This is a genomic window from Wolbachia endosymbiont (group B) of Xylocampa areola (assembly GCF_964028205.1).
Taxonomy (GTDB): Bacteria; Pseudomonadota; Alphaproteobacteria; order Rickettsiales; family Anaplasmataceae; genus Wolbachia.
The window spans coordinates 649,728-672,131 of sequence record NZ_OZ034771.1 but is presented as its reverse complement, the minus strand read 5'-3'; the positions used below and the strand labels follow the sequence as shown (position 1 = coordinate 672,131).

The following is a 22,404-nucleotide window of genomic DNA, read 5'->3' as shown; positions in this document are numbered from 1 at the left end:
CAGCCGCTATAATTTTATGTAATCTGCCAATATATACCTGAGTTTTTTACTGAATTTTGTTGTTAAATCTGCAGAGATTAAAAACAAGGATAAACACTCTTATTGTTATGATAAGAAGATTGATGAGATTTGTAAAGTAACTTTTTCTGCTCTTATTGAATCCAACACGCCGCTGTTATGCAAGGGCGCTATAATTATTAATTTATTGACTAATTATGTTTTTTATTTCACTCTACATTAAAAAATTTACTCATGCATAGTAGTAACATAGAAACTAAGAAAAAATACGAAATTGAGGGTTTACCTAAGTTTTTTAAGGATAGATCTAAAGAAATAAGTAAAGCATTTTCTAATGAAGTGCTGGAGATTAGCACCATTCGCTCAAAAAATATTACAAGTGATACGCAAGAGTTTTCATTTAAGCTCAAGCTACTGACAGAGGTAAACCCTAATACAATATTACCTCAAATAAAACATTTGATTGACTTTTTTGAAACCAGCCTTTCTCAGGAGAAAAACTTCACAGCCAATATAAAAGTAGCAAAAGAAAGTGAAGAATTATATAATAACTACCATAAAGCTAATAAAACTGTAGAAGAATTCATAAATAATGCTCCAATTCAAATCCTCATGCAGGGCATAACGATAACGCTACAAACAAACGTTAAAAACATCAACCTCAATAGCTTGCAACAAATCGAGATATTCTTGAATAAGCAGCTAAAACATGTAGAAAAAGCCAAAAGTGAGGAGCAAAGTCAAGATACATTACAAATAGAAGAAACTGAAAATAAAAACGAAAATGTGATTGAAAAAAGAAACACGCAAGATAAACAAATTGTGCAAGGTTCGTTTGGCTACAATATAGCAAGTAACAGAAAGCAAATTACACGTGCACCAGTAATTGTTGCTACAATGCATGAAAATATTTCCTGGTTTAGGTCTCTTTTTCAGCCATTCAATTTTTTTAATACGGCACAATTCTTTTTCCCACAACTGCCCAAATTTTCTATACAGAGTAACAATATGCCACCTGGTGTTATTCCAGCACTTGACCAAGAAGAGAAAGAACCAGTGTCAGCCACTCGGATAACAGAGGGTAGTATAGGAAATTTAGTCCCTCAAGAAACAGAGCGGGATATAGGTCAAACCAGGTCGCACACAGATTATTTTAAAACCAACAGAAAAAAGAAGTCAAAAAAGCAAGCTCAAGAACTATCAGAAGAAGAAAAACAATCTATCGTAAAACAAGCTCAAAATGATGCTAGAGTAGCTATGATAGATAACCAGATTGAGCGTAGAGAAAAAAAACTCGATGAAATATTTATTGAAGTGATGAATGGATATAAAAATCAAGACCCAGAGACATTTCACAATATTTTCAACTTAATATTTAATATTGTTTACTTTCAAGATAAACAATTACATGAAGTATTAGAATCAGATGAGATATCAGAAGTGCTAGAGGTACTCAAAAGGCCACAACCTCCTAATAACTCACTTCTAGGTAAAGAATACTTACAAAAGCAAGTATATAGAAAAACAGTGCAATTGCTCAAATTAGTTTCGGGCATTCCTATACAATCTTCTCCACAGCCTCGAAATATTTCTCATGAAATTTTGCCAAGCAAAGCTGTAGAACATTTACCAAAAACAAATGAAGCTAAAACTCGATTGCCTACTAATATTGGGCTCAAATCACCATTAAAAACTGTATTTTCCTCGAAAGAGACTTATCTTTGTCTATTTTTAGTAGCAGCTTCTATATCAGCACTCTGGCTATGGCACTTGCCGCTGGGAAAAGTGTCAATTTTAAAGGAATTGGTGCCAACAGAAAAAAGGAAAAGTATCGGTCTAACATTAAACATAGGGTTACCGATATTAATTACACTGTGCGTTTTGAACCTGGCTTACTTTCTATATTCTGAATATTCTGTAGAATCTATTGAGCAGATAAGTGAAAAAGATCTTCCTTTGCACATCTAACAAATAAGATCTTTTGTGATATAATTATTTATTTTATTGCATGTTTAAAGGAATTATCCAAGATATTGGCACTATAACTGATATCACTATCCACCCTAACTCTGATCAAATCTTCCATATTGAGACACAAAATTTATCCTCTATAAACAAAGGAGATTCAATATCCTGCTCCGGAGTGTGTTTAACTGTTGTCGACATAATGAGCAATGTATTCACAGTTCAAGTATCTCAAGAAACTATGAAGGTTTCTAACTTAAATATGTGGAAAATAGGAAAAAAAATAAACCTAGAACAAGCAATGAAACTGAGTGACAGAATTGACGGCCACTTGGTTCAGGGTCATGTGGATGACACAACAGAAATTTTAACAATCAATCAAAATTTAGAATCTCATGAAATCAGACTATCATGCCCACAAGAATTAATTAAATTTATTACAAAAAAAGGTTCTGTAACGCTAGATGGAGTTTCCCTTACAGTAAATTCAGTTGTCGATCAAGAATTCACTGTGAATATAATTCCCTATACATGGAAAAACACAACTTTTCAGCATAATAAAACAGGTAATTACCTAAATTTAGAAGTTGATATGATTGCCCGGTACTTAGACCAGCTGATAAAATATCAATACAATTAATTTTACAACTTTGTTATTTACAACTATTATATCTTGAAAATCATATAGATACAAAATATGTTTTTCGATAGCCTAATTATCTTTATTATTGTCTTGTGTGTAATAATATCGATAACTAGAGGTTTTATAAAAGAGCTATGTGCATTAATGTTCTTGCTCTTATCAGTCTTTTTGACAGCTAGTTACTATGATTTTTTTATTATAAATTATAGTAAGTATTTTAACTCTAAAGTTACACAAAACATACTTTCTACAATCTCTGTATTTATTATACTTAATCTTACATTCATGACAATGAATAACTGGCTAATGTACATATTATCACCTATAAGGTTGGGATTAATGGATAGAGTTACTGGAATCTTTGTCGGAGCACTCAGAGGAATATTGCTTTCTTATGTACTATTTTTTGCTGTGCACTTATATTGCCACACAGTATATGATAAAAAAGAGGGAGAGTCTAAAATAGACGCAGAAGACATATTGCCCAATTGGATAATAAATTCACACTCTTATCAGGCTTTATTTGTGACAACAGAAGAAGTAATTAACATGTATGTACCAGAGTCATTGATACTAAAAATAAAAGAGATTGGTGAGGAAATGGTTGATCAAGAAAAACCTCAAAACAATAAAGAAAAGTGAGTGTTGATTTTCTATAGCTAAACTAGCCTAGACAGCTATTATCCACAGCAGTGCGCCATAGGTTACCAATTCCTATTACTAATCAAACAAAACTGCAAACATTGACGAATAAGTAAATCATCAAAAAAATTTAAATGTATAATTTTAGTTCATCAATGTAATAAAACAAAACTTTTTTAGTGAGTTCAAAATCTTCTAAGGTATTTCCTTCACATCTTGCTGTTATGCAGTTTTGCGTATTTGATACTCTAAGAAGCCACCAACCTTTATCATCAGTTACCTTAATTCCATCAAGCTCTGAAAATACAATGTTTTGCTGCTTTAGTGTCTCCTTGATTGATTCAATTATTTGAAATTTTTTCTCATCCTTCACCACAATTTTCACTTCATGAGTGATATATAACTTTGGTAAATCTTCAATCGCCTCAGATAGGCTTTGGTTTTTCTTAAGTAAAATGTTAATGACTTTAACAGCAGAATATAGTCCATCATCGAAGCCCAGCTCAGAGAAGAAAAAATGTCCACTCAGTTCACCGGCAAACTTTGCCTCCTCTTTTACCATCTTTTTCTTAACTAGTGAGTGTCCAGTGGCACAGGTAATTACTTGCCCCCCTAATTTGCTAACGAAATCATGCACTTTCATACTCATTTTTACGTTGGCAATAACTTTGCTTTTTGGGTGTTCCGCCAATACTTCACGTGCAAAAATCATAAACAAGTGATCATTGGAAACAACATTACCTTTATTATCAATCAAGCGTACCCTATCACCATCACCATCAAGTGCAATACCAAGATCACATTTATCTTTCTTGACAATATCTATTAACTGAGCAAGATTTTTCTCTTCTATGGGATCTGGGTCGTGCAGTGGAAACGTTCCATCGATAGAATTATTGGTTATGATGTGTATATGACTTGGTAAAACTTTTTCAATATACCTTACAATTGTTGGACTATTGCCAAAATCCCAGGCTATTTTTAGTTTTTGTGTAGTGTTATTCTTGAGTACATTTTTTAATATGTTAACGTACTCGCTATATATATTCGTGTTAATTAAGCTTCCAATTTTCGTGCTGTTTTTAATTGTACTGCCTATAATTTCCTTCATTTCTTGATCTGAGTAAACTTTTTTACTACTGAAAAATTTAAAGCCGTTATATTTTCTGGGATTATGAGAAGCAGTGATCATAATCCCAAGATCTGCATTCATTGTTGCAGCGTAGAGCATAGGTGAAGAACAGAGCCCAACGCGTATAACATTTGCACCGGATAAAATTAAGCCTCTGATTAATTCTTTTTCTATACTTGGTGAATCTATCCTGCTGTCATAGCCTACACAAACGTTAGCTGCAGTTTGACCAAATTTTCTGCCTATTTCATACCCATCACTGATCTGCAGGTCTCTGCCTACCACACCTCTAATATCGTATTTTCTTATAATAGTATTGTCCATACTGCACTTCTTGGAGTGGTTAATATATAACATTCCCGCCAAATACTCAAGTTTATTTAACTATAAGATTAGTTGATTTTTTAAGAAAATATGCTAATATTATAATATAGTTCTCTAAAAATAAAAATTATGACAAAAGAAAATTTACTTGTAACTGAAAATCAAGGTCTAGATTTAGATGAGCAGAAGAAAAATGATATTTTAAGTTTCATTAAATCTTGCAAAAATTTTCAGGATTTTATCAGAAAACTAGAAGAAGAAAATTTAATCTGGTACTTTATCAGCCCTTTACGCAAAGATGAAAACGTTAAAGAACAGATAAATTTAAAGTGGGAAAATGAGTTTCAAAAGTTTGAGCAATCAATAACTGCAGCACATAAAAAATTCGCAGAATCTCTACCAAGTGAAAATTTCTTAGTATATACAACAAAAGATAATGACTTTCAAATTAGGTTTAAAAATAAAGAAAAACCAATAGAGATTAGCACCCTTTTAAGAGCCAGTGACGAAGGCAAGGTTTATAACCTATCTTTAGGGAAAGATAGTCAAATAACTGCAACCAAAAAAGGCAGCGAAAGGCACTATGATTTTACTGGTTCAAGCTCATGTGAGATGACCATTAACTGGCAAGCTAAGGATTCTAAAGGCAATAGCATAGATTGTAGCATGACTGTAGAAGTAAATTCTAAGGGCATAAAAAGAGTGATTGGTGAACCAAAATTTGGAGGAATAACGAGTTCAGAAGAAGCATTAAAATTAGTTGAGCAGAATAAAGAAGTTTTTATCAATGGCAAAACTCTATATCAAACTTTCACTGACATGGTCAAAAGTGTGAACAATCAGCAAACACCAGCAGAGGAAACATTTACAAAAGATTCACCACAGTCAGCTACACCAAGTAGCAGTGGATATTCTTCTCTTAATACACCTTCTTCACGCAGAAGTTCTTTGTCTATTAGTAGTGAATTTAATGGTGAAGATGAAATATTTGAGAGTGATACGTTTAGTGATGAAGAAGAGAACAAACAAGAAGGAAATGAGTTAGAGGAAGAAAACACATATCTCAAGAAGGAAAACGCGGAGTTAAAAAGCCGTAATACGAAGATAACAGAAGAAGGTGAAGCAGAAGCAAGTCAATTAATCGAGGAAAAGCAAGATTTGGCAAAAGAAGTCACAAGACTTAAAGATGAATTGAAAAGAAAGGAAAAAGAGTTAGCTGAAAAGGATAAAGAGATAGATCGATTAGCACAAAAAGTAACCGTACTAGAACAAAGTCAAAAAGATAAAAATGCTAGAATAAAAGATTTAATTAATCAATTGAAAGATAAAGAAAGTGAGATTCAGTCAACAAATAGAATAAATGCGGAACTACAGGAAAAATTTAAGCAAAGTGAAGCTAAGTTAAGTACACTAGAAAAAAAGAATACAAATTTTGAAAATGATCTCAAGAAAATATTGGTAGAAGGTTCACAAGATAATCACGAAAAGCAGTTTGTAGAACAATGGATGGAAGCAAAAAATGAAAACGAAAAATTGACTGATAAAGTAAATCAATTAGCTGAAGAATTAAATCAACTGCAAAAAGAAAAGGGAAATTTAGAAAGGGAAATTTGGCAACTTAAATCTGGAAGATCACTTGCGGATGAGTTCAGTGAAGTAAATGCGAAAGTAGCTACTTCAACTCAAACTGAAGTTGAATATGAAAGTAGAAGAATCCAGGCAAGTGATCACGAAACTACAGTTCCTAAAACACAAGACCAAGGTACACAAGCTGCGGATAAATCTTCAAGCAAAAGAATTAGTAAATTAGGAAAGGAAAATAAAAGTTTGGCTAGGGACAAACTAATGATATCTGAACAATTAAAACAAAAAACAAAAGAGATTGATGAGTTAAAGAAAAATTTAAAACAATTACAAGAAGAAAACACACAACTAAGACAAAAAGCTACTAAAGGTACAGGTGTTGATGCATCATCTTCAACAGATCAAAAAAAGACTAAGGAAGAAGAAGCTCGAACAAACATACCACAAAACATTATGGATTGGCCTGTTCCAATTCCGAATGATAAACCGGAAAAACAGCAAACTCCATTAGAACCAACTAAGGTCAATACAGAACTATCAAATCCAAACACAGTTCCTGCTAAGACTACGGAAAAATCTACCCCTTTAGGATGATGAGTTTTTACTTCAACTATAGCTAATCCAAACGAGATATTATATTGCAATAATCACTAATTTTCTGTGCTTTCAAAAAAACACATCAAGCAAAATCATTTGAGAGTAAGTGGACATTGTTAGATGAATTAACCCTAACTTAAGAATCAGATATATACAATATTAGTATGTTTAATTAATAGTGAGGTTTAAAATGTCACCTAGTGAAAAAAACTCTTCAAATTTTGTTGAAACTAAGCAAGATGATCTTAAAATGATTCAAGATTCTTCATTAAATTCAGATATCATTCACGATCCCAAGAAGCTAAAAGACAGAATTATGGATCTGTTAAAAGGAGATACAGAATTCTCCAAGATGAAGCAAGGAGATAAGGCCCTTGTAGTAGGTACAGCAAGTGGATTATTTGCAGCAGTGTTACCATTTTTGGCAGTTGGTGCAACACTTGCTATACCAAGTGCTATAGTTGGTCTTACTCTATTTTTCGCTGCGAAAGTTGCTGTAAAAGCAGTTCAATCTGGATATAAAGGGCTCAAATGGTCAGCAGAAAAAACAGTTGAAGGAGCGAAGCATATTGGCGGAAAAATCAAAGATGGTGCTGTATATGCCAAGAATTCGGTAAAAGAAACTGCAAGTTCTGTAAAACAGGCAACACAAGAGAGAGCTAGCTCTACATTAAGAAAAATGGGGGATAACATTCAAAACCTTGGAAGGAAGATGAGTGATAGTGGTGCAAGCATGTCTAGTTTAGATGGCATCGCATATTCAATAGGTAATGAAGATCAAACTGTTATTTTGAAAACAAAAGAAAAAACGAGAAGTTTTAATAGTGTAAAGGAAATGTTTGTCAAGGAAGTTTTTGAAGACAAAGGTGTGAATAGCTCTGCTTTAACTAGGAAAATATTTTCTAAGCTGGGGGAAAAAATATTAGAGAAAGCTTATTCTGTTGATGGTCAACACAGTGCCAAAAAGGACCAGTTGATCAACCGATTGAAGCAGCAAATAGATTTTATCAATAAATTAGATGCTAAGAAGTTGCAACATTTGTTAGCTAAAGATAATAGCAGCCTATATGAAATTTTTTCTGAACATCATGATGAGATTAAGGAAGTTATTAAAGAATGCAAGGAAGAGCATACTCGTTTTAATACTTTAGAAAGGCTTAATAAGTCAGCAAAAAGGCATAAAGCAAGTTCTATGAATTCACTGGAAAATAGCTTATCAGGTAGTAGTTCAACGAGTTCTATAAGTACTGTTAGCAGCAAAGCAGAATTATTAAATCCTAATGAGCATAAGGAAGTAAAAGAACCTACTTCATTTTGGAGCAAGTTGTTACCATCACTAAAAGGTGGCAAAAAGCCAGAGGAAGCTACTTATATAAGATATCAAGATTCTGAGTTGGATCAGATACAATCTGCGGAGATAGGAAATAGCCGTTTTTATGTTGCTCCGGAGAAACCGCCAAGAAGCAATTCAATGGGTTCTATAAGCACTGACAGTACTGCTACAACTTCTAGCTTTGCCAGTTACCGTCGTAATTCTGATAGTGGGTTCAATTCACCAAGTTCTTCTCCGGAACATGGTATGTTCACTGAGAAAAATGGCAAGTTAAAAACCCAAGCTGACTTAAGAAAGACAGGTTCTTTGGACAAATTGGTGGGACCTTCTTCAACAGTAACTGCTGAAGTCGATGTAGAGCATCAAGCTCCAAAAATGAAGATATAGAGAGTAAACAAAACTATCTATCTTCTTAAAAAAGATGTTACTCAGTGAGTAACATCTTTTTTTCATTTTATCAAAAACATTCGCTTATTTAAGATCAGTTTTCTAGCACTGGGCCAATTTATGGAGTTTCTCTTGCCTTTTTCATAGGTTACGTAAGAAACTTAAAAAATAAAAGTTTTTATTCAATAATTTGTGTATAAGGGATATTATTTTACTGCTAGTGAAATAAACCAGAATGAAGTCTATTTTATTGACAAGGCCTTTATTAGATTCGTTGAGCACAAGAAGCACGCTAAAAAAATATGGATACAAAGTTTTTATAGAGCCAGTATTCACAATAAAGTACTTAAATCCTGATATATCCGCGCACGAATTTGATGTTGTGATATCTACAAGTAAAAACAGTGTAAAGGCTTTCAGTCAAATATGTAAAGAGTATGGCTTTCCAATTATTACGGTTGGTAATTCAACCATGCAGGCTGCAAAAAATTTGGGATTTTCCGATATAATCTCAGCAGACAGCAACGTTGATGGTCTGATATCATGCATAAAATCTCATTATTCAAATACAATAAAGTTCTTATATATAAGGGGACAAGAAGTATCATGTGACCTAAAAAAAAGATTATCTGAAGAAGGTTTTAACGTAAGAGAAGTTGTACTCTATAAAACAATTACTAAAAGGAGTCTAACTAATAGGTGTAAAAATTTACTATTGGACGGTAAAATTGATAGCGTTGCTTTTTTTTCCTCACAAACTGCAAGGGTATTTTGTTCATTAGTTCTAAAAAGTGGGCTATCTCCTGTGATGAATAATACAGTTGCATATACCATGAGTAAAAACATTGCTGATAGTTTAAAGTTAATCAAGTGGAAAAAAATTATAACATCGAGGTTGCCCACAGGGGAGAGTTTAATTGATATAATTAATAAGGATTGTTGATGCTAAAGATTGCAACTTGGAATGTAAACTCCATACGTAAAAGAATTAACCAACTTTGTAGTTTTATAGTTGATAGTCAGATAGATATAGTTTTGCTGCAAGAGATAAAATGTACAGAAGAGCAATTTCCTTATGCAGAGATAGAAAAGTTAGGATATGAATATGCTGTCTATGGACAGGTTGCAAGAAATGGTGTTTGTGTTTTATCTAAATATCCAATACTGGAAAAATTAAAAATTGATATTGTAGAGAGTCATCAAGAAGCACGTTATATAGAGTGTGTGATAAAACACTCCAATAATAAGGTAAGGGTAGGAAGTGTATACGTTCCAAACGGTCAAAGCCCAGACTCTCATACTTTTGAGTATAAACTCAAGTTTTTTGATAACCTATATGAAAGGATGGGCACTTTGTTGAAAAATGAAGAGTTAACTATTATAGCTGGCGATTATAATGTTGCACTGGATGAAATTGATGTTTTTGATTCAAATTTATTAAATGGCCAAGTGTGCTTTCATATAAAAGAGCGTGAGAAATTAAGAGCGATCTTGAATCTTGGTTTTAAAGATGCATTTAGAATATCTCACCTCAACTTACAACAATTCACTTGGTGGCATTATCAAGGTAATTCACTCAGAAACAATCAAGGAATGCGAATAGATCATATGCTGCTATCGCCACAAGCTGCAGATAAATTGGAAACATGTTACATAGATGATAGGTTGCGTAAACTAGAAAACCCATCTGATCATACTCCTGTTGTATGTGTTATAAAACAATAAAAGACCTATTACACAATTCACCTTTGGCAAATAGGTCTTACTTGACTGCTGTCTTTTCTGTGCTTTTGGCTGGCTGATCTATAGTAATTTTTCCATCAAGCATAGTAAGCTGCTCACCCCCTTTATTTCCCACCTGAGGAGCTTGTTCCGGAGTAGGTTGTTTTTTACTCCCGTCAGCAATTGTTTCAAGAGAGCTTTCAATTGGGGTTTTTAAAATATCATCAATACCCTTGCGAATTTTTTCATTCAATTTTGCTCTCTTTTCTGTATCATCTTTATCTGGTGAGCTAGGGTCATATAAAGTACCTGGCCTATTATTTGAAAAAAGAACTTCAATTCCTCCCTTTACAGCAAATATTGTACCAATAACAGCAGCAACTATCGCAAGTGTAGTAGGACCAAAAATTAATATTGAAGCAATGGAAAAAAGAATAGGAAGAAAAACCTTACGTAAGCACTTTGTTACCATCTCTTGATCACTAAGTAGTGGTTCATCCTCTTCTTTTTTATCTCCACCTAAAAATGGTATTTTTTCTTTCACTCCATCCATAAAGGAGCCAGAAATATTTTTCGGGTCTATTTTTATTCCCAATGGGAACCCAACAAGTTTTATTAGTAAATCTTTAGCTTCTGTACCACGTACATCATCTAAGCATTCCTCTACTACTTGCTTTACTTTACTATCTTCCTCTCCAGCCAATTTTTTCTCTCTAACTTCTTTAAATATAGAAAGTAAAAACTGACAAAAATTCTCTTCACTGAGTGGTCTTATTTTTTCCGGATTGACATTAGTTAGTAGTATCTTCTTATAAGCTAATATAAAATAATCAGTTATTCCTTTGCTCTCCTTTAATTTGGCTTTAACTTCTAATACTTTTACAAAGTAATCGTAAATTTCCTTATGTTCCTTCTTGAAGAGCATCTCATTTTGCCCGGTCACCTGAGTAGATGACTCTAAAGGCTTATTTTTTGCTTTTGGAACTGTCATAACGATCTATTTGTACTAACCTATGCTATAATTATAGCATATTTTTCGCATTAATTCAAATTTCTTAGAACCTGTCTTGAAAGGGAAAAAAGAAAAGAATAAAGCAAGAAATAGAAAAGTAACAAATGATAAGGGAATGTAAAAAATTGCTTCCATATATTTTAAATCTGATTATAATTACAGTTAGAGATATTTTAAGAGCTCAAAATCTATCTTTGTCTGCAGACTTTTCAGTCAAATTTTTAATCAAAAAGCGTAGCGTATCTTCTTTAGTGCATGTAAATATGCTTAATCTCTGTTGTATGTGCGCTGCACTTTTTTCTAATCTTTTTTTTACACAGGGGGATTTTATGTCCAGAATTCCAGATATTTGACCTTTACTTTAGCTAAAAACCAATAGGCGCCTATTGTTTAACGCTAATTAAAATAAAAATTTTTCTAATATATAGAAAAATCACTGTTTACTGAAAACGGGGCAAGAAAGCTGCTAATGTCACAGAATTTTAGGTAAACGTTGTTTGCTTAACGTGCTCTCCTTACTTCAAGAACTCTTTAATATGACTACTATTATACTTGCGAAATTAACCACTCAAGGCATCCGTTCAGGGGTGTGGCAAAATAAGGTAAAAGTGAATTTACAACAATAAGGCAGTGCCCAGACACTGGAATGGCTTTGTTGCACCACTCAAGGAAAGAACAGGCAGTTACTGATGGAATTTGTTATAAAATAGATATTTAGCCGACAAAGGAAAAATATGCCAATAAGAATGAAAGTCAGTAACTGCAATGAATATAACAAATTTCTTCAAGAAAGGGGAAATGTTTTTCATTATATCAACGATGCCATTGAAAATTGGTACGAAAATAGTCCAAAAGTAGCAGGTGGCAACAATGTCTACAGCGACAAAGTAGTGATTCTAATTCACATAATAACCTATCTATTCAGGATTGGTCTTAGGCAAACAGTGGGATTTATAGAGAAATATCTTGAGCAAATAGGGAAAATTTTGCAAATTATCAGCTATTCGCAGGCTTCAAGAAGGTTTAAAAAGCTTAATATCAAAATCAACGACTGCAGAGTTGATAAGAACGATATGGAAGATATTGAAATTGCTATAGATAGTACAGGTATCAGCATCTACAATAATATTCCAGGCCATAGTAAGGCAAATGGTACAGATAGAAAGTATCGCCGCTATGAGCAAACAAGATGTAATGCTAGAGATAGGTAGTAAAAAAGTTATAGCTGCAAAATACAGTAGTGGAGTTTATTCCGACCACTATGGAGCCTGTGATCTTATTGAAAGAGTGGATACCAAGTATAACATAAGCACGATATATGCAGATAGATCGAAAGAAGTTATACAAACTGTGCGATGAGCTTGACATAAAGACAAGGATTCCTCCGCAAAATAATGCAGTAGAGCATCCAAAGTTGGATTATATGAATGAGAGAAATTCTACAATCAAGCTCATAAAGTCATATGATGAAGATGGTATGAAGAGGTGGAAAAAAGAGATAAATTATTGGAAGAGATCTTATATAGAAAGTTTTTTCTCGCGACTGAAGCAAATATTTGGATTTAGTTTTAGGAATAAATCTGAGATTAATCGTGAGAAGGAACTGCTACTCAAGTGTTATTTGCTTAACAAATTTACTGAAATAGGCATGGCTAAGTTTGATATAGCTTCATGAATTTATTATACATTACCCACTATCCGAAGAGCTGTGCAACAAAGCCCACTGGAATCCAGCCTTTTGTAGTCTCATTGAAAGCGTTGCTTTTAATATCTATGATTAGGTTGCTTGTGAGCACCAGTGTCAAGCACTGGGATGACATTACTTTTGCTTCAATATTTACACATTAGCCATGCATCTGAACAGATACTACTTAAGTCCTTTCAAGACAGGTTCTTAGGGTCTACGGTATAATTAAGAAAAGCCCCAGTTGTCGCTAATTTTTATTTCTACTTCAAGTGGTATAGAAATTTCTACTGCATTTTCCATTATATCTTTCATAAGTTTTGCTGTTTCTTGCACTCTGCTCTCTTCCACTTCTACAAGTAATTCATCATGAACCTGGAGGATTATTTTACCTGACTTTAACTGATCAAAAAGCCGAATCATCGCGCGTTTTATTATATCAGCGGCAGTTCCCTGCAGTGGTGCATTTATTGCTGCCCTTTCTGCAAATTGTCTTAGATAAGGAATTTTATTGTTGATGTCTCTTACAAAACATCTTCTACCAAACAAAGTCTCTACATAACCATGATTTCTCGCGATAGATACTGCTTTTTCCATATAGACCTTTATTTCTGGGTAACAAGAAAAATAGTAATTAATGTATTCAGCAGCCTCTTGAAAGGTAATGCCAAGTCGCTTTGCAAGGCCAAATGGACTAATGCCATATATAATGCCAAAATTAATGGTTTTTGCTTTGCGTCTTAATTGCTCATCTATTTCTTGCACTCCAAAAACTTGTCTTGCAGTGATATCATGAATATCTTGCCTGTTTGCAAAAGCTTCTTTAAATTCGGTAACATTTGCAACGTGTGCCAGGAGTTTTAATTCTATTTGTGAATAGTCGGCAGAAATTATCTTGCAACCTTTTGGTGCAATAAATGCTTGTCTGATGAAATTTCCTTCTTCGCTCCTGATAGGAATATTCTGCAAGTTAGGGTTGCTCGAGCTCAGCCTTCCAGTTGCAGTCACAGTTGTTGAGAAACTTGTGTGTATTCTACCATCAATAGGATCAACTTGCTTTATTAGCGCATCAGTGTAGGTACCCTTTAATTTACTTAAATGTCGCCAATTTAAAATTTTACTTGCAATTTCTACCCCTTCTTCTTCAAGAGCCTCTAGAACTTCATAATTGGTGCTATACGACCCAGATTTTGACTTTTTCTTTTTACTTAGCTCCATTTTATTAAACAAAACATCACTTAATTGTTTTGGCGATGCAATGTTGAATTTTTCTCCTGCTAAATTATGTATATCGTTTTCAAGTACAGCAATTAGCTGCTCAAACTTATCAGACAATTCCTGTAGTTTTTGAATATTGAGCAGTATTCCATTTTGCTCCATATCAAATATTACTTTCATGAGAGGTCTATCAAAGCGCTCGTAAATCGTAAAAAGTTTTTCCTGAAATAATCTTTGTGTCAGTTTCTCATGGATCGCTATTAAAATTTTTGCCGAGAAAGTTTCTACATTTTTACTTAAATTGTGTGCAATTATGTTTGGAATGCTGTGATCATGCTTACCTGTGTCAAGGCTGTATGACATGATCATCAGGTCATCAATTGAGTCTAGCACTCTCTCTATTGTAGGAAATATTTCTCTGATCTTTCTAATATCATGTACTATTTTAAGCACCCCATTTGAAAATAAAGTTGAATTTATTATAGTAAGTGCATCTTGTAGGCAGCTTTGATCTATGTAGAAAATATTATCCTCACTACAAGATAAGGAGATTTTGTTCAATCTATTGTTTTCAAAGTGGCAATGAATTGCAATTTTACCTTCATATCTGCAATGCTCCAAAAATTTTTCTAATTCTTCACTACTATATTCTGTTTTCTCTTTTGTGCTAGATCCACTATAAGAAAAGAGCTTTTCTACTTTTCCTATCAATGAATTAAATTCATATTTCTTCAAAAAGGATAACAATTTTTCCATATTTGGAGGATGAACTTCATATTTTACAATATCATGTTGAAGATCTACTTTTTTGCATAGTGACAAAAGTTCTCTTGAAATTAGTGCTTTTTCCTTATGCTCAGTAAGAATATTACGAACTCTTGTTTGCTCAATGTTATTGATGTTTTCTATAATGTTATCCAACGAATCAAATTTATCCAGCAATTTAGCTGCAGTTTTTGGGCCTATTCCTGGAACACCTGGAATGTTATCAGATGCATCTCCAGTTAGAGAAAATAAATCAAGAAGCTTATTTGAATTTACACCAAATTTTTCTATCACTTGTTTTTCATCTACGTATATATTTTTGATAGGATCAAATATTAGAATGTTGTAATTCAAAAGTTGAAATAAGTCTTTATCTGATGAGACTACTACTACTTTAAAGTCTTCGTGGTTGGCATATTTTGCAGCTAGTGTTGCAATTATGTCATCTGCTTCATAGCCTTCAATCTCTTCATAGCTGAAGTTAAAAGCTTCTACCGCTTCTCTCAGTATTGTAAATTGTGGAATTAGATCCTCAGGAGGTGTTACTCTGTTTGCTTTATACTCAGAATATAAACTGTGCCTGAAATTTTTTTTGCCAGAATCAAGTGCTATAGTTAAGTAGTCCGAATGGGAAATATACTTCAGAACCATATTAAGAAAACCGTACACAGCACCTACTGGAATACCAGCTGTGGTAGTCAAATGATGCAAAACGTAATAAGCTCTGAAAAGAAAACCATAACCATCAATGATTGTGAAAGTTTTTTCTTTCATTGTAGATATTTATGTGTGCCTTTGATGGTCTGTTATTTAGCTGTAAAAATCAAGCTCTTGTTTCCTATAGCCAAAATAATCATAATGCTATAGTTACTATAAGAAAACATATTACGTAAGGGAATTAACTATTCTGCCACAATTTTGCTCTATCACACTTGCCATATTTAATATTCCAGCTTCATCGTAATAATTTCCAATTACTTGTAAAGCAAGTGGTAAGCCTGCATTGGAAAGTCCAACAGGAACAGAAATAGCAGGTAACCCTGCTAAGCTTGCCGGCACGGTAAACACATCATTGATGCACATAATTAGCGGGTCTGGCTTTTCATTTAAGCCAAAAGCCTCTGTTGGAGCAGATGGCACAAGTATGTAATCTATTTTTTCAAACGCTTTTATAAAATCATTTCTGATTAATGCCCTAATGCACTGTGCTTTTTCATAATACTCATTGTAATGACCTGAAGAAAGAGCATAAGAACCAATTAAAATTCTCCTTTTCACTTCTTTACCAAAACCTTCTGCTCTTGTTAGCGAATACATTTCTTCAAGGGTATCAGCATCAACCCTGAATCCATAACGTACACCATCATAGCGAGCAAGATTAGATGAAGTTTCAGCAGAACAAATTAGATAGTAAACCGGTATCGCATATTTAGTATGAGGCAGAGTAATGTCAACAACTTCAGCACCATTTTCTTTTAAATTGGAAGAAACTTTTTCCCAATTATGAACTATTTCATCTGAAATTCCATCCATCTTATACTCTTTTGGTATACCAATGCGCTTACCCTTAATATCACCATTTATAAAACTGGAAAATTTAGGCACTGTCCTTTTGCTCGATGTTGAATCTTTTTCATCATAGCCACAAATTATTTCAAGCATTAATGCTGAATCAGAAACGGAACGAGTAATTACTCCTGCTTGATCGAGAGAACTTGCAAACGCAATCATACCAAAACGCGAACACCTTCCATAAGTTGGCTTTATTCCCACTACTCCGCAATAAGCTGCTGGTTGACGTACAGACCCACCAGTATCGCTTCCTAATGCTCCAGCGCATAAAAACCCAGCAACTGATGCTGCAGATCCACCAGATGATCCACCAGGAACAACTTTTTCTCCGTCACTTTTTCTAATCCATACATTTTTAACAGGACCAAAATAGCTATTTGTGTTCGCAGAACCCATAGCAAACTCATCCATATTAAGTTTACCAAGCATGGCTGCTCCACTTTTTAAAAGCACATTAGATACCGTAGATTCATAAGTCGGGACAAAATTTTCCAGCATTTTTGAGCATGCTGTTGTTTTTATTCCTTTTGTACAGAATAAATCTTTAACACCAACTGGTATGCCCATAAGTGGTGAAATATTATCTTTTTGTTTCAAGAAGTATTCATCTGCTATTTTAGCAGCTTTTATCGCGATTTCTGGGGTTTTTGTTACAAATGCATTCAGTTGCTCATTTTCAACTGCATTAACATGCGTCTCTACAAGCTCAACAGCAGAAAAATCTCTCCGCCTAAGTCCATCATGCATCTCTGTAATAGTGAGCCTTCTCAATTCATTCATTAATATTCAATTTTAGCGAGGCATTAATTATAACAACAATAGGACAGAAAATCTATATATTTATGATCGAAAACGGGAATACAATCAAGATCAATTCAGATTTCTGAAATGGATTGGTTAGTAGTACGTTTTAAATAGCCGGTTTGGCACACAATGCTAAGCCATAAGGGTTTAGCGTTTCTAAAATCAAATATCAACATCATGCACGTTAAGTGCATTGTTATTTATAAAGTCACGACGTGGTTCAACTATATCACCCATTAGCACCGAGAATATGCTATCTGCTTCTTCACAATCTTTTATTTCAACTTTTAGCAGAGTTCTAGTTTCTGGATTGAGTGTAGTTTCCCAAAGCTGATCAGCATTCATTTCACCAAGGCCTTTAAATCTCTGCAGAGTTAAACCTTTTTTACCATAATCCATCACTATTTTTGCGAGTGTACTTGGAGACTTTATTTTTATTTCAGTTTCTTGCGACTGTAAAAATGAATCACCATTAAATAAGTCAATTATGTTATCAAGAGAACTCAATATATTCCGTATTTCTTTGCTTTCAAGCATACTAAGCGAGAATACATATTTGTCTGCTAACCCTTGAAACAATTTAGCAATGTGAATTTCCTCATCTTTTACTTCTACTTCCCAATTATATTCACTATACATCAATTTTAAATATTTTAATATCTCATCAGCAGACAATAGAGCATTCTTTTTGCTTAAAATTAGCAATGATTCTAAGAGATCTTTTGGTATTTCCCTATCATAATTTTTGCTAATGTTTGAAATACTGAGGCACTTATTCAAAACGAAACGCAAATCTTTGCCTACACCATTTAATGTTAATCTTTTAATCGCTGAATTTACTATATACTCTTCAAAAGTTTCATCATCTTTGATATAAGTATCTTTAGCATTTTTTGTAACTTTATAGAGCGGTGGCTGCGCTATGTATAAATATCCTTTCTCAATTACTTCACGCATATGTCTAAAAAAGAAAGTTAGAATCAAAGTTCTTATATGCGAGCCATCAACGTCTGCGTCTGTCATAATGATAATTTTATGATACCTAGTTTTTTCAATATCGAAGTGCTCACTCCCTATTCCAGCCCCAATTGCCGTGATCAGAGAGCCAATTTCTGCAGATGAAAAAATACGATCCAGCCCTGCACGTTCTACGTTTAGAATTTTCCCTCTTAAAGCAAGTACCGCCTGTGTTTTACGATTACGTCCCTGCTTTGCAGTACCACCTGCGGAATTACCCTCTACTATAAACAATTCCGATAACTCAGGAACTTTTTCCTGACAATCGGCAAGCTTTCCCGGTAGAGTTGCAATATTAATATTGTTTTTATTTTTAACTAACTCTCGTGCTTTTCTTGCGGCTTCTCTTCCTTTTGCTGACCTAATCGCTCTTTCTACTATACTTGCTGCTAACTTGGGGTCAGTTTCAAGTATTGTACTCAACTTGTCAAAAACTATGCTCTCTACAACTGCCCGCGCTTCAGAACTGACCAATTTATCTTTTGTCTGTGAAGAAAATTTAGGATCAGGCATCTTGAGAGATAAAACACAAGTTAAGCCTTCTCTAACATCTTCTCCAGTCAAATTCACTTTTGCCTTCTTCAAAAAACCTTCATTGTTTGCATAGTTATTGATACATCTGGTTAGTGCAGATCTAAACCCTGCCAAATGCGTACCACCATCCCGTTGTCTTATATTATTTGTGAAGCATAGCATATTCTCATAGTAGGAATCATTCCACTCCATTGATATTTCTACACTGGTACCTAGATCTTTTACATTATCTCTAATGCTGGCAATTTTAGTAACATGTGTCTTATTCTTGTCTAAGTACCGTACAAAATTAGCTGTACCAAAATTATCTTCAGACTCTTTACTATCGTTAAAATGAGACTCTACATGTGGTTTATTACGGAGATCACGCAAAATTATCTCAATATTTGAGTTTAAAAATGCCAATTCTCTGATGCGACTCTCAAGAGTGGAGTAACTAAAATCAATACTACTAAAAGTCCCCGTTGATGGCATAAACGTTACTCTAGTTCCTCTTTTATTTGTGTTTTCATTAATTATCTTTAAAGATTCAATAGACTCACCATCTTCAAAGCGCATAAAATGTTCTTTTTTATTGCGCCAGATGGTTAATTCCAGCCAACTTGATAATGCATTCACAACTGAAATTCCAACACCATGTAATCCTCCGGAAACCTTATAGGTATTGCTGTCAAATTTACCTCCTGCATGCAATTGGGTCATTATTACTTCTGCTGCCGATATTCCTTCCTCTGGATGAATGTCTGTTGGAATGCCACGACCGTTGTCGGTTACAGAAACTGAACCATCTTCATTTATGCTAACTTCAATCTTACTACAATAACCAGCTAAAGACTCATCTATCGCATTATCAACAACCTCATACACCATATGGTGCAAGCCTGATCCATCATCAGTGTCACCAATATACATACCTGGACGCTTTCTTACAGCATCAAGACCTCTTAGGATTTTTATTGCGTCGGCGTTGTAGTTACTTTCCATGGAATTGCTTTATTTATAAATATTAATTAATATTACATTTGTATGTGCTGATTAGCAACATCTTTAAGTTGAGAGAAGGATCCTTGACATGTAGATAAAACATAACATATCACCTACACGAAGTGGTTTTACATGTTATTTCAATACATAAACTTAAGTTCAAATAATCATACAAAACTCTGCTTCATATTTTAAAATAAATGGCGACAATCAAATACAATTTACCTTCTCCTTTCAATTGGACTTTCTAGCTCAACACAGGATAAGTTGCTCATACACTCTTCTAATATTTCATTCTTTTTATCATTGTTTAATCTATTGCTGAACTCTTGACACCTTCTCTCAAGAGCTGAATGCGTAGTCATAATATACCTTACTGTTTCAGATGATAACTCTGGTAACTCGCTACGGATCCTTTCTTGTTCTGTTCCAGAGAAATTGGTGAAATTGGCTCTGGCCATTTCAGGGAATTTTTGTGTGATCGTTTCTTTTATCATTTCTCTAGCCTCTTCTCCATCGAGTGTAATAACCACTGATGGATGTAAGCCAGATAAAGACTCAAATAATTTATTGTATGTTCCACCTGCACAACTTTGACCTTGATTACCATAAGTTGTTGCAGCGTCTACAAGACCTTTTACAAACATATCCTTTCTATTTTTTATGCCTGCATCACTCAAAGGAATTCTTTGATTCTCTGTTCCTGTATTTCTATCATTGCAGGCTTTCCAACATAAAATAGCTGCTTGCTTTAATGTTAACTTACTATGATTGTCTTTAAAATTATCTCCTGTTCTATTGATAAATCTTAAGCATTCAAGTGCATGAGATTTATCGCCTTCTGTAAATTCATTTGATTGTTTGATGTACTCTTCAATGTCGGTTGTGTTGCCTCTATTTAGCTGTACATAGAATTCATCTTTGCTTAAATTCTCTTTATACTTTTCTATGAGTCTATCAACACTCAAGTTTATACTAGCAACTGCACTTGGGTCATGAGTAGTTTGTGCCATAAAAGGAATGGCTGCTAAATCTTGAAAGAAAATAGGCCTTTCTTCCTCTGGAATTTGTTGTATTAAATTGTTAAACTGCTGTATTTCTTCAATGAGTGATTTGTTTAGCAAACATAAGCACAATATAGGCAGTACCAAAAGCACACAGGAATTAATAATGTGTATAATTAAAAAAATGCTTAATGTTATTCTAATAACATTTTTTGGCCACGCTGATAATCTTTTTTCATTTTCCCTTGGTTTGAAAAAATAATTTACTAATGATAAATACAAAGAGAGCTGTACAAGAAGAAAAAATGAAGGAATCATACTTACTAATAAAACTATATTAATGAATCTTTTAATTTTATTAGTGTTGTTGTAAGCATTTTGCACTCTTTCTATTAAAGCCTGTGCTCTATTTCTATTTTGCTGTTGATTATTATTTTGACCTGCAAACATACCCTATTCTAACATTAACATATCATACTATAGAAAGAATGTAAATAAAGCAAGGAATTTAGAGCTGCTTTTATTTTTGTTTGATTGGGGATACCACTTCTATACTTTCCGCTCCATCTAAGGTACTATTTGGTTTTTCTACAGTAATCTTGGGAGTTACTTTATTCTCGATATCTGCTCCATATGAGCTAAGTACTTCAATGGCCTTTTCATTCCCACTATTGAGTGCAATATCCAAGGCATCCATTCCAGCTTTATTTTTGTGATTGATAAAATTCTTCAACCGATCTCTACCAAAGCTTTCTATATATTGTTTAATGATGAGTTCCACTACTTTTCCAGGACAATTATTAGCAGCAGGAAAAAGTATTGTGTTGTTATTATTATCTTTTTTCGTTATGTCTGCTTTGAGTTTATTTATCAAATACTCGATAACTTCTACTCTGCTATCATCCTTTGCTTCAGTGCATTGCCTAATAGCTAAAAATAAAGCTGTACGCCCATTATTATCAATATCTTCAATATTCTGTCCCTTGTCAACTAAGGCTTGTATTACACTTTTATTTCCATATAAAGTAGCAAGGTGAAAAGGTGTATGTCCTTCAGTGCTTTCTCTTTCATCAATTGACGCACCATTGCTAGCTAGCAATTCTATAAACTCTGGCGTGTTTGCAAAAATTGCAAGGTGCATTGGTGTTAAGTCATCTTTGCCATGATTTCCAGTTTTTGCGTTAACGTTTGCTCCGTTATTTATCAGCAATTTCGCTATTTCAAACTGCTTATACCCGATAGCAATATGTAGTGGTGTACGATTACGTTCATAATTATCATTGACATTTGCACCAAACTTTATTAGCAGCTCTGTAGCTTCAATATCACCCATCCGAATTGCAGAGTATAAGGAAGGAGATTCATCTTTTTCTATTTCCCCTGTCATACGAAATTAAGAACACAACAATTCATATATTATTAAGAATTATTATTAAGTTTTTATTAAAATAATATTAACAATA

The 22,404-nt window shown here is 33.7% G+C and carries 17 protein-coding genes; 10 read left to right on the top strand and 7 right to left on the bottom strand.

The window, feature by feature from the left end:
- Nucleotides 1–252: 252 nt before the first annotated feature.
- The 3 genes from ABWU35_RS03210 to ABWU35_RS03200 are packed head-to-tail and all read left to right on the top strand — an operon-like array spanning nt 253 to nt 3,268.
- A complete protein-coding gene (locus tag ABWU35_RS03210) occupies nt 253–1,986 on the top strand; it encodes a hypothetical protein (protein WP_007302504.1) in 1,734 nt (577 codons plus the stop codon).
- A gap of 40 nt (nt 1,987–2,026) precedes the next feature.
- Nucleotides 2,027–2,623: a riboflavin synthase gene (locus ABWU35_RS03205; protein WP_007302503.1), complete on the top strand. Its 597-nt coding sequence runs from the start codon at nt 2,027–2,029 to the stop codon at nt 2,621–2,623.
- 57 nt (nt 2,624–2,680) lie between these two features.
- Nucleotides 2,681–3,268, top strand: a complete 588-nt coding sequence (locus ABWU35_RS03200) for a CvpA family protein (protein WP_007302502.1) — start codon at nt 2,681–2,683, stop codon at nt 3,266–3,268.
- 130 nt (nt 3,269–3,398) lie between these two features.
- Here ABWU35_RS03200 and ABWU35_RS03195 read toward each other — a convergent pair whose 3' ends face one another.
- Nucleotides 3,399–4,724, bottom strand: a complete 1,326-nt coding sequence (locus ABWU35_RS03195) for a phosphomannomutase/phosphoglucomutase (RefSeq protein WP_264685500.1) — start codon at nt 4,722–4,724, stop codon at nt 3,399–3,401.
- Between the two features lie 129 nt (nt 4,725–4,853).
- On the opposite strand from ABWU35_RS03195, the gene ABWU35_RS03190 reads away from it, so the two are divergent.
- The 4 genes from ABWU35_RS03190 to ABWU35_RS03175 all read left to right on the top strand — a co-directional run bounded on the left by ABWU35_RS03190 (nt 4,854) and on the right by ABWU35_RS03175 (nt 10,350).
- On the top strand, nt 4,854–6,902 hold the full coding sequence (locus tag ABWU35_RS03190; RefSeq protein ID WP_007302500.1) for a hypothetical protein: 2,049 nt from the start codon (nt 4,854–4,856) through the stop codon (nt 6,900–6,902).
- 193 nt (nt 6,903–7,095) lie between these two features.
- Nucleotides 7,096–8,625 (top strand): hypothetical protein, encoded by a 1,530-nt coding sequence (locus ABWU35_RS03185; RefSeq protein WP_007302499.1) that lies wholly within the window; start codon nt 7,096–7,098, stop codon nt 8,623–8,625.
- A 235-nt stretch (nt 8,626–8,860) separates the two neighbouring features.
- Nucleotides 8,861–9,568 carry a uroporphyrinogen-III synthase gene (locus tag ABWU35_RS03180; protein ID WP_007302498.1) on the top strand — a complete coding sequence of 236 codons (708 nt, stop codon included), beginning with the start codon at nt 8,861–8,863 and terminating at the stop codon, nt 9,566–9,568.
- Nucleotides 9,568–10,350, top strand: a complete 783-nt coding sequence (locus ABWU35_RS03175; RefSeq protein WP_007302497.1) for an exodeoxyribonuclease III — start codon at nt 9,568–9,570, stop codon at nt 10,348–10,350. The genes ABWU35_RS03180 and ABWU35_RS03175 overlap by 1 nt, the downstream gene beginning before the upstream one ends.
- Nucleotides 10,351–10,387: 37 nt before the next feature.
- Here the strand turns inward: ABWU35_RS03175 and ABWU35_RS03170 are convergent, their stop codons facing one another.
- Nucleotides 10,388–11,338 (bottom strand): hypothetical protein, encoded by a 951-nt coding sequence (locus ABWU35_RS03170; protein WP_007302496.1) that lies wholly within the window; start codon nt 11,336–11,338, stop codon nt 10,388–10,390.
- A 755-nt stretch (nt 11,339–12,093) separates the two neighbouring features.
- Here ABWU35_RS03170 and ABWU35_RS03165 point away from each other — a divergent pair.
- The 3 genes from ABWU35_RS03165 to ABWU35_RS03155 are packed head-to-tail and all read left to right on the top strand — an operon-like array spanning nt 12,094 to nt 13,034.
- Complete coding sequence (locus ABWU35_RS03165) at nt 12,094–12,570, top strand: transposase (protein WP_019236989.1); 477 nt, start codon at nt 12,094–12,096, stop codon at nt 12,568–12,570.
- Entirely contained in the window at nt 12,536–12,718 is a 183-nt protein-coding gene (locus ABWU35_RS03160; RefSeq protein WP_038227351.1) for a hypothetical protein, read from the top strand. Before ABWU35_RS03165 ends, ABWU35_RS03160 begins: the two co-directional genes overlap by 35 nt.
- On the top strand, nt 12,678–13,034 hold the full coding sequence (locus tag ABWU35_RS03155) for a transposase (RefSeq protein WP_007301972.1): 357 nt from the start codon (nt 12,678–12,680) through the stop codon (nt 13,032–13,034). Before ABWU35_RS03160 ends, ABWU35_RS03155 begins: the two co-directional genes overlap by 41 nt.
- 237 nt (nt 13,035–13,271) lie before the next feature.
- On the opposite strand, the gene polA is transcribed toward ABWU35_RS03155, so the two are convergent.
- The 5 genes from polA to ABWU35_RS03130 form a co-directional block, all read right to left on the bottom strand.
- Nucleotides 13,272–15,800: a DNA polymerase I gene (gene polA, locus ABWU35_RS03150; RefSeq protein ID WP_264685501.1), complete on the bottom strand. Its 2,529-nt coding sequence runs from the start codon at nt 15,798–15,800 to the stop codon at nt 13,272–13,274.
- Nucleotides 15,801–15,911: 111 nt separating this feature from the next.
- Nucleotides 15,912–17,378 carry an Asp-tRNA(Asn)/Glu-tRNA(Gln) amidotransferase subunit GatA gene (gene gatA, locus ABWU35_RS03145; protein ID WP_262986199.1) on the bottom strand — a complete coding sequence of 489 codons (1,467 nt, stop codon included), beginning with the start codon at nt 17,376–17,378 and terminating at the stop codon, nt 15,912–15,914.
- A 186-nt stretch (nt 17,379–17,564) separates the two neighbouring features.
- Nucleotides 17,565–19,937 (bottom strand): DNA topoisomerase (ATP-hydrolyzing) subunit B, encoded by a 2,373-nt coding sequence (gyrB, locus tag ABWU35_RS03140; RefSeq protein WP_007302477.1) that lies wholly within the window; start codon nt 19,935–19,937, stop codon nt 17,565–17,567.
- Between the two features lie 221 nt (nt 19,938–20,158).
- A complete protein-coding gene (locus tag ABWU35_RS03135) occupies nt 20,159–21,391 on the bottom strand; it encodes a hypothetical protein (RefSeq protein WP_264685502.1) in 1,233 nt (410 codons plus the stop codon).
- 70 nt (nt 21,392–21,461) lie between these two features.
- Complete coding sequence (locus tag ABWU35_RS03130) at nt 21,462–22,328, bottom strand: ankyrin repeat domain-containing protein (protein WP_019236893.1); 867 nt, start codon at nt 22,326–22,328, stop codon at nt 21,462–21,464.
- Nucleotides 22,329–22,404: the final 76 nt, after the last annotated feature.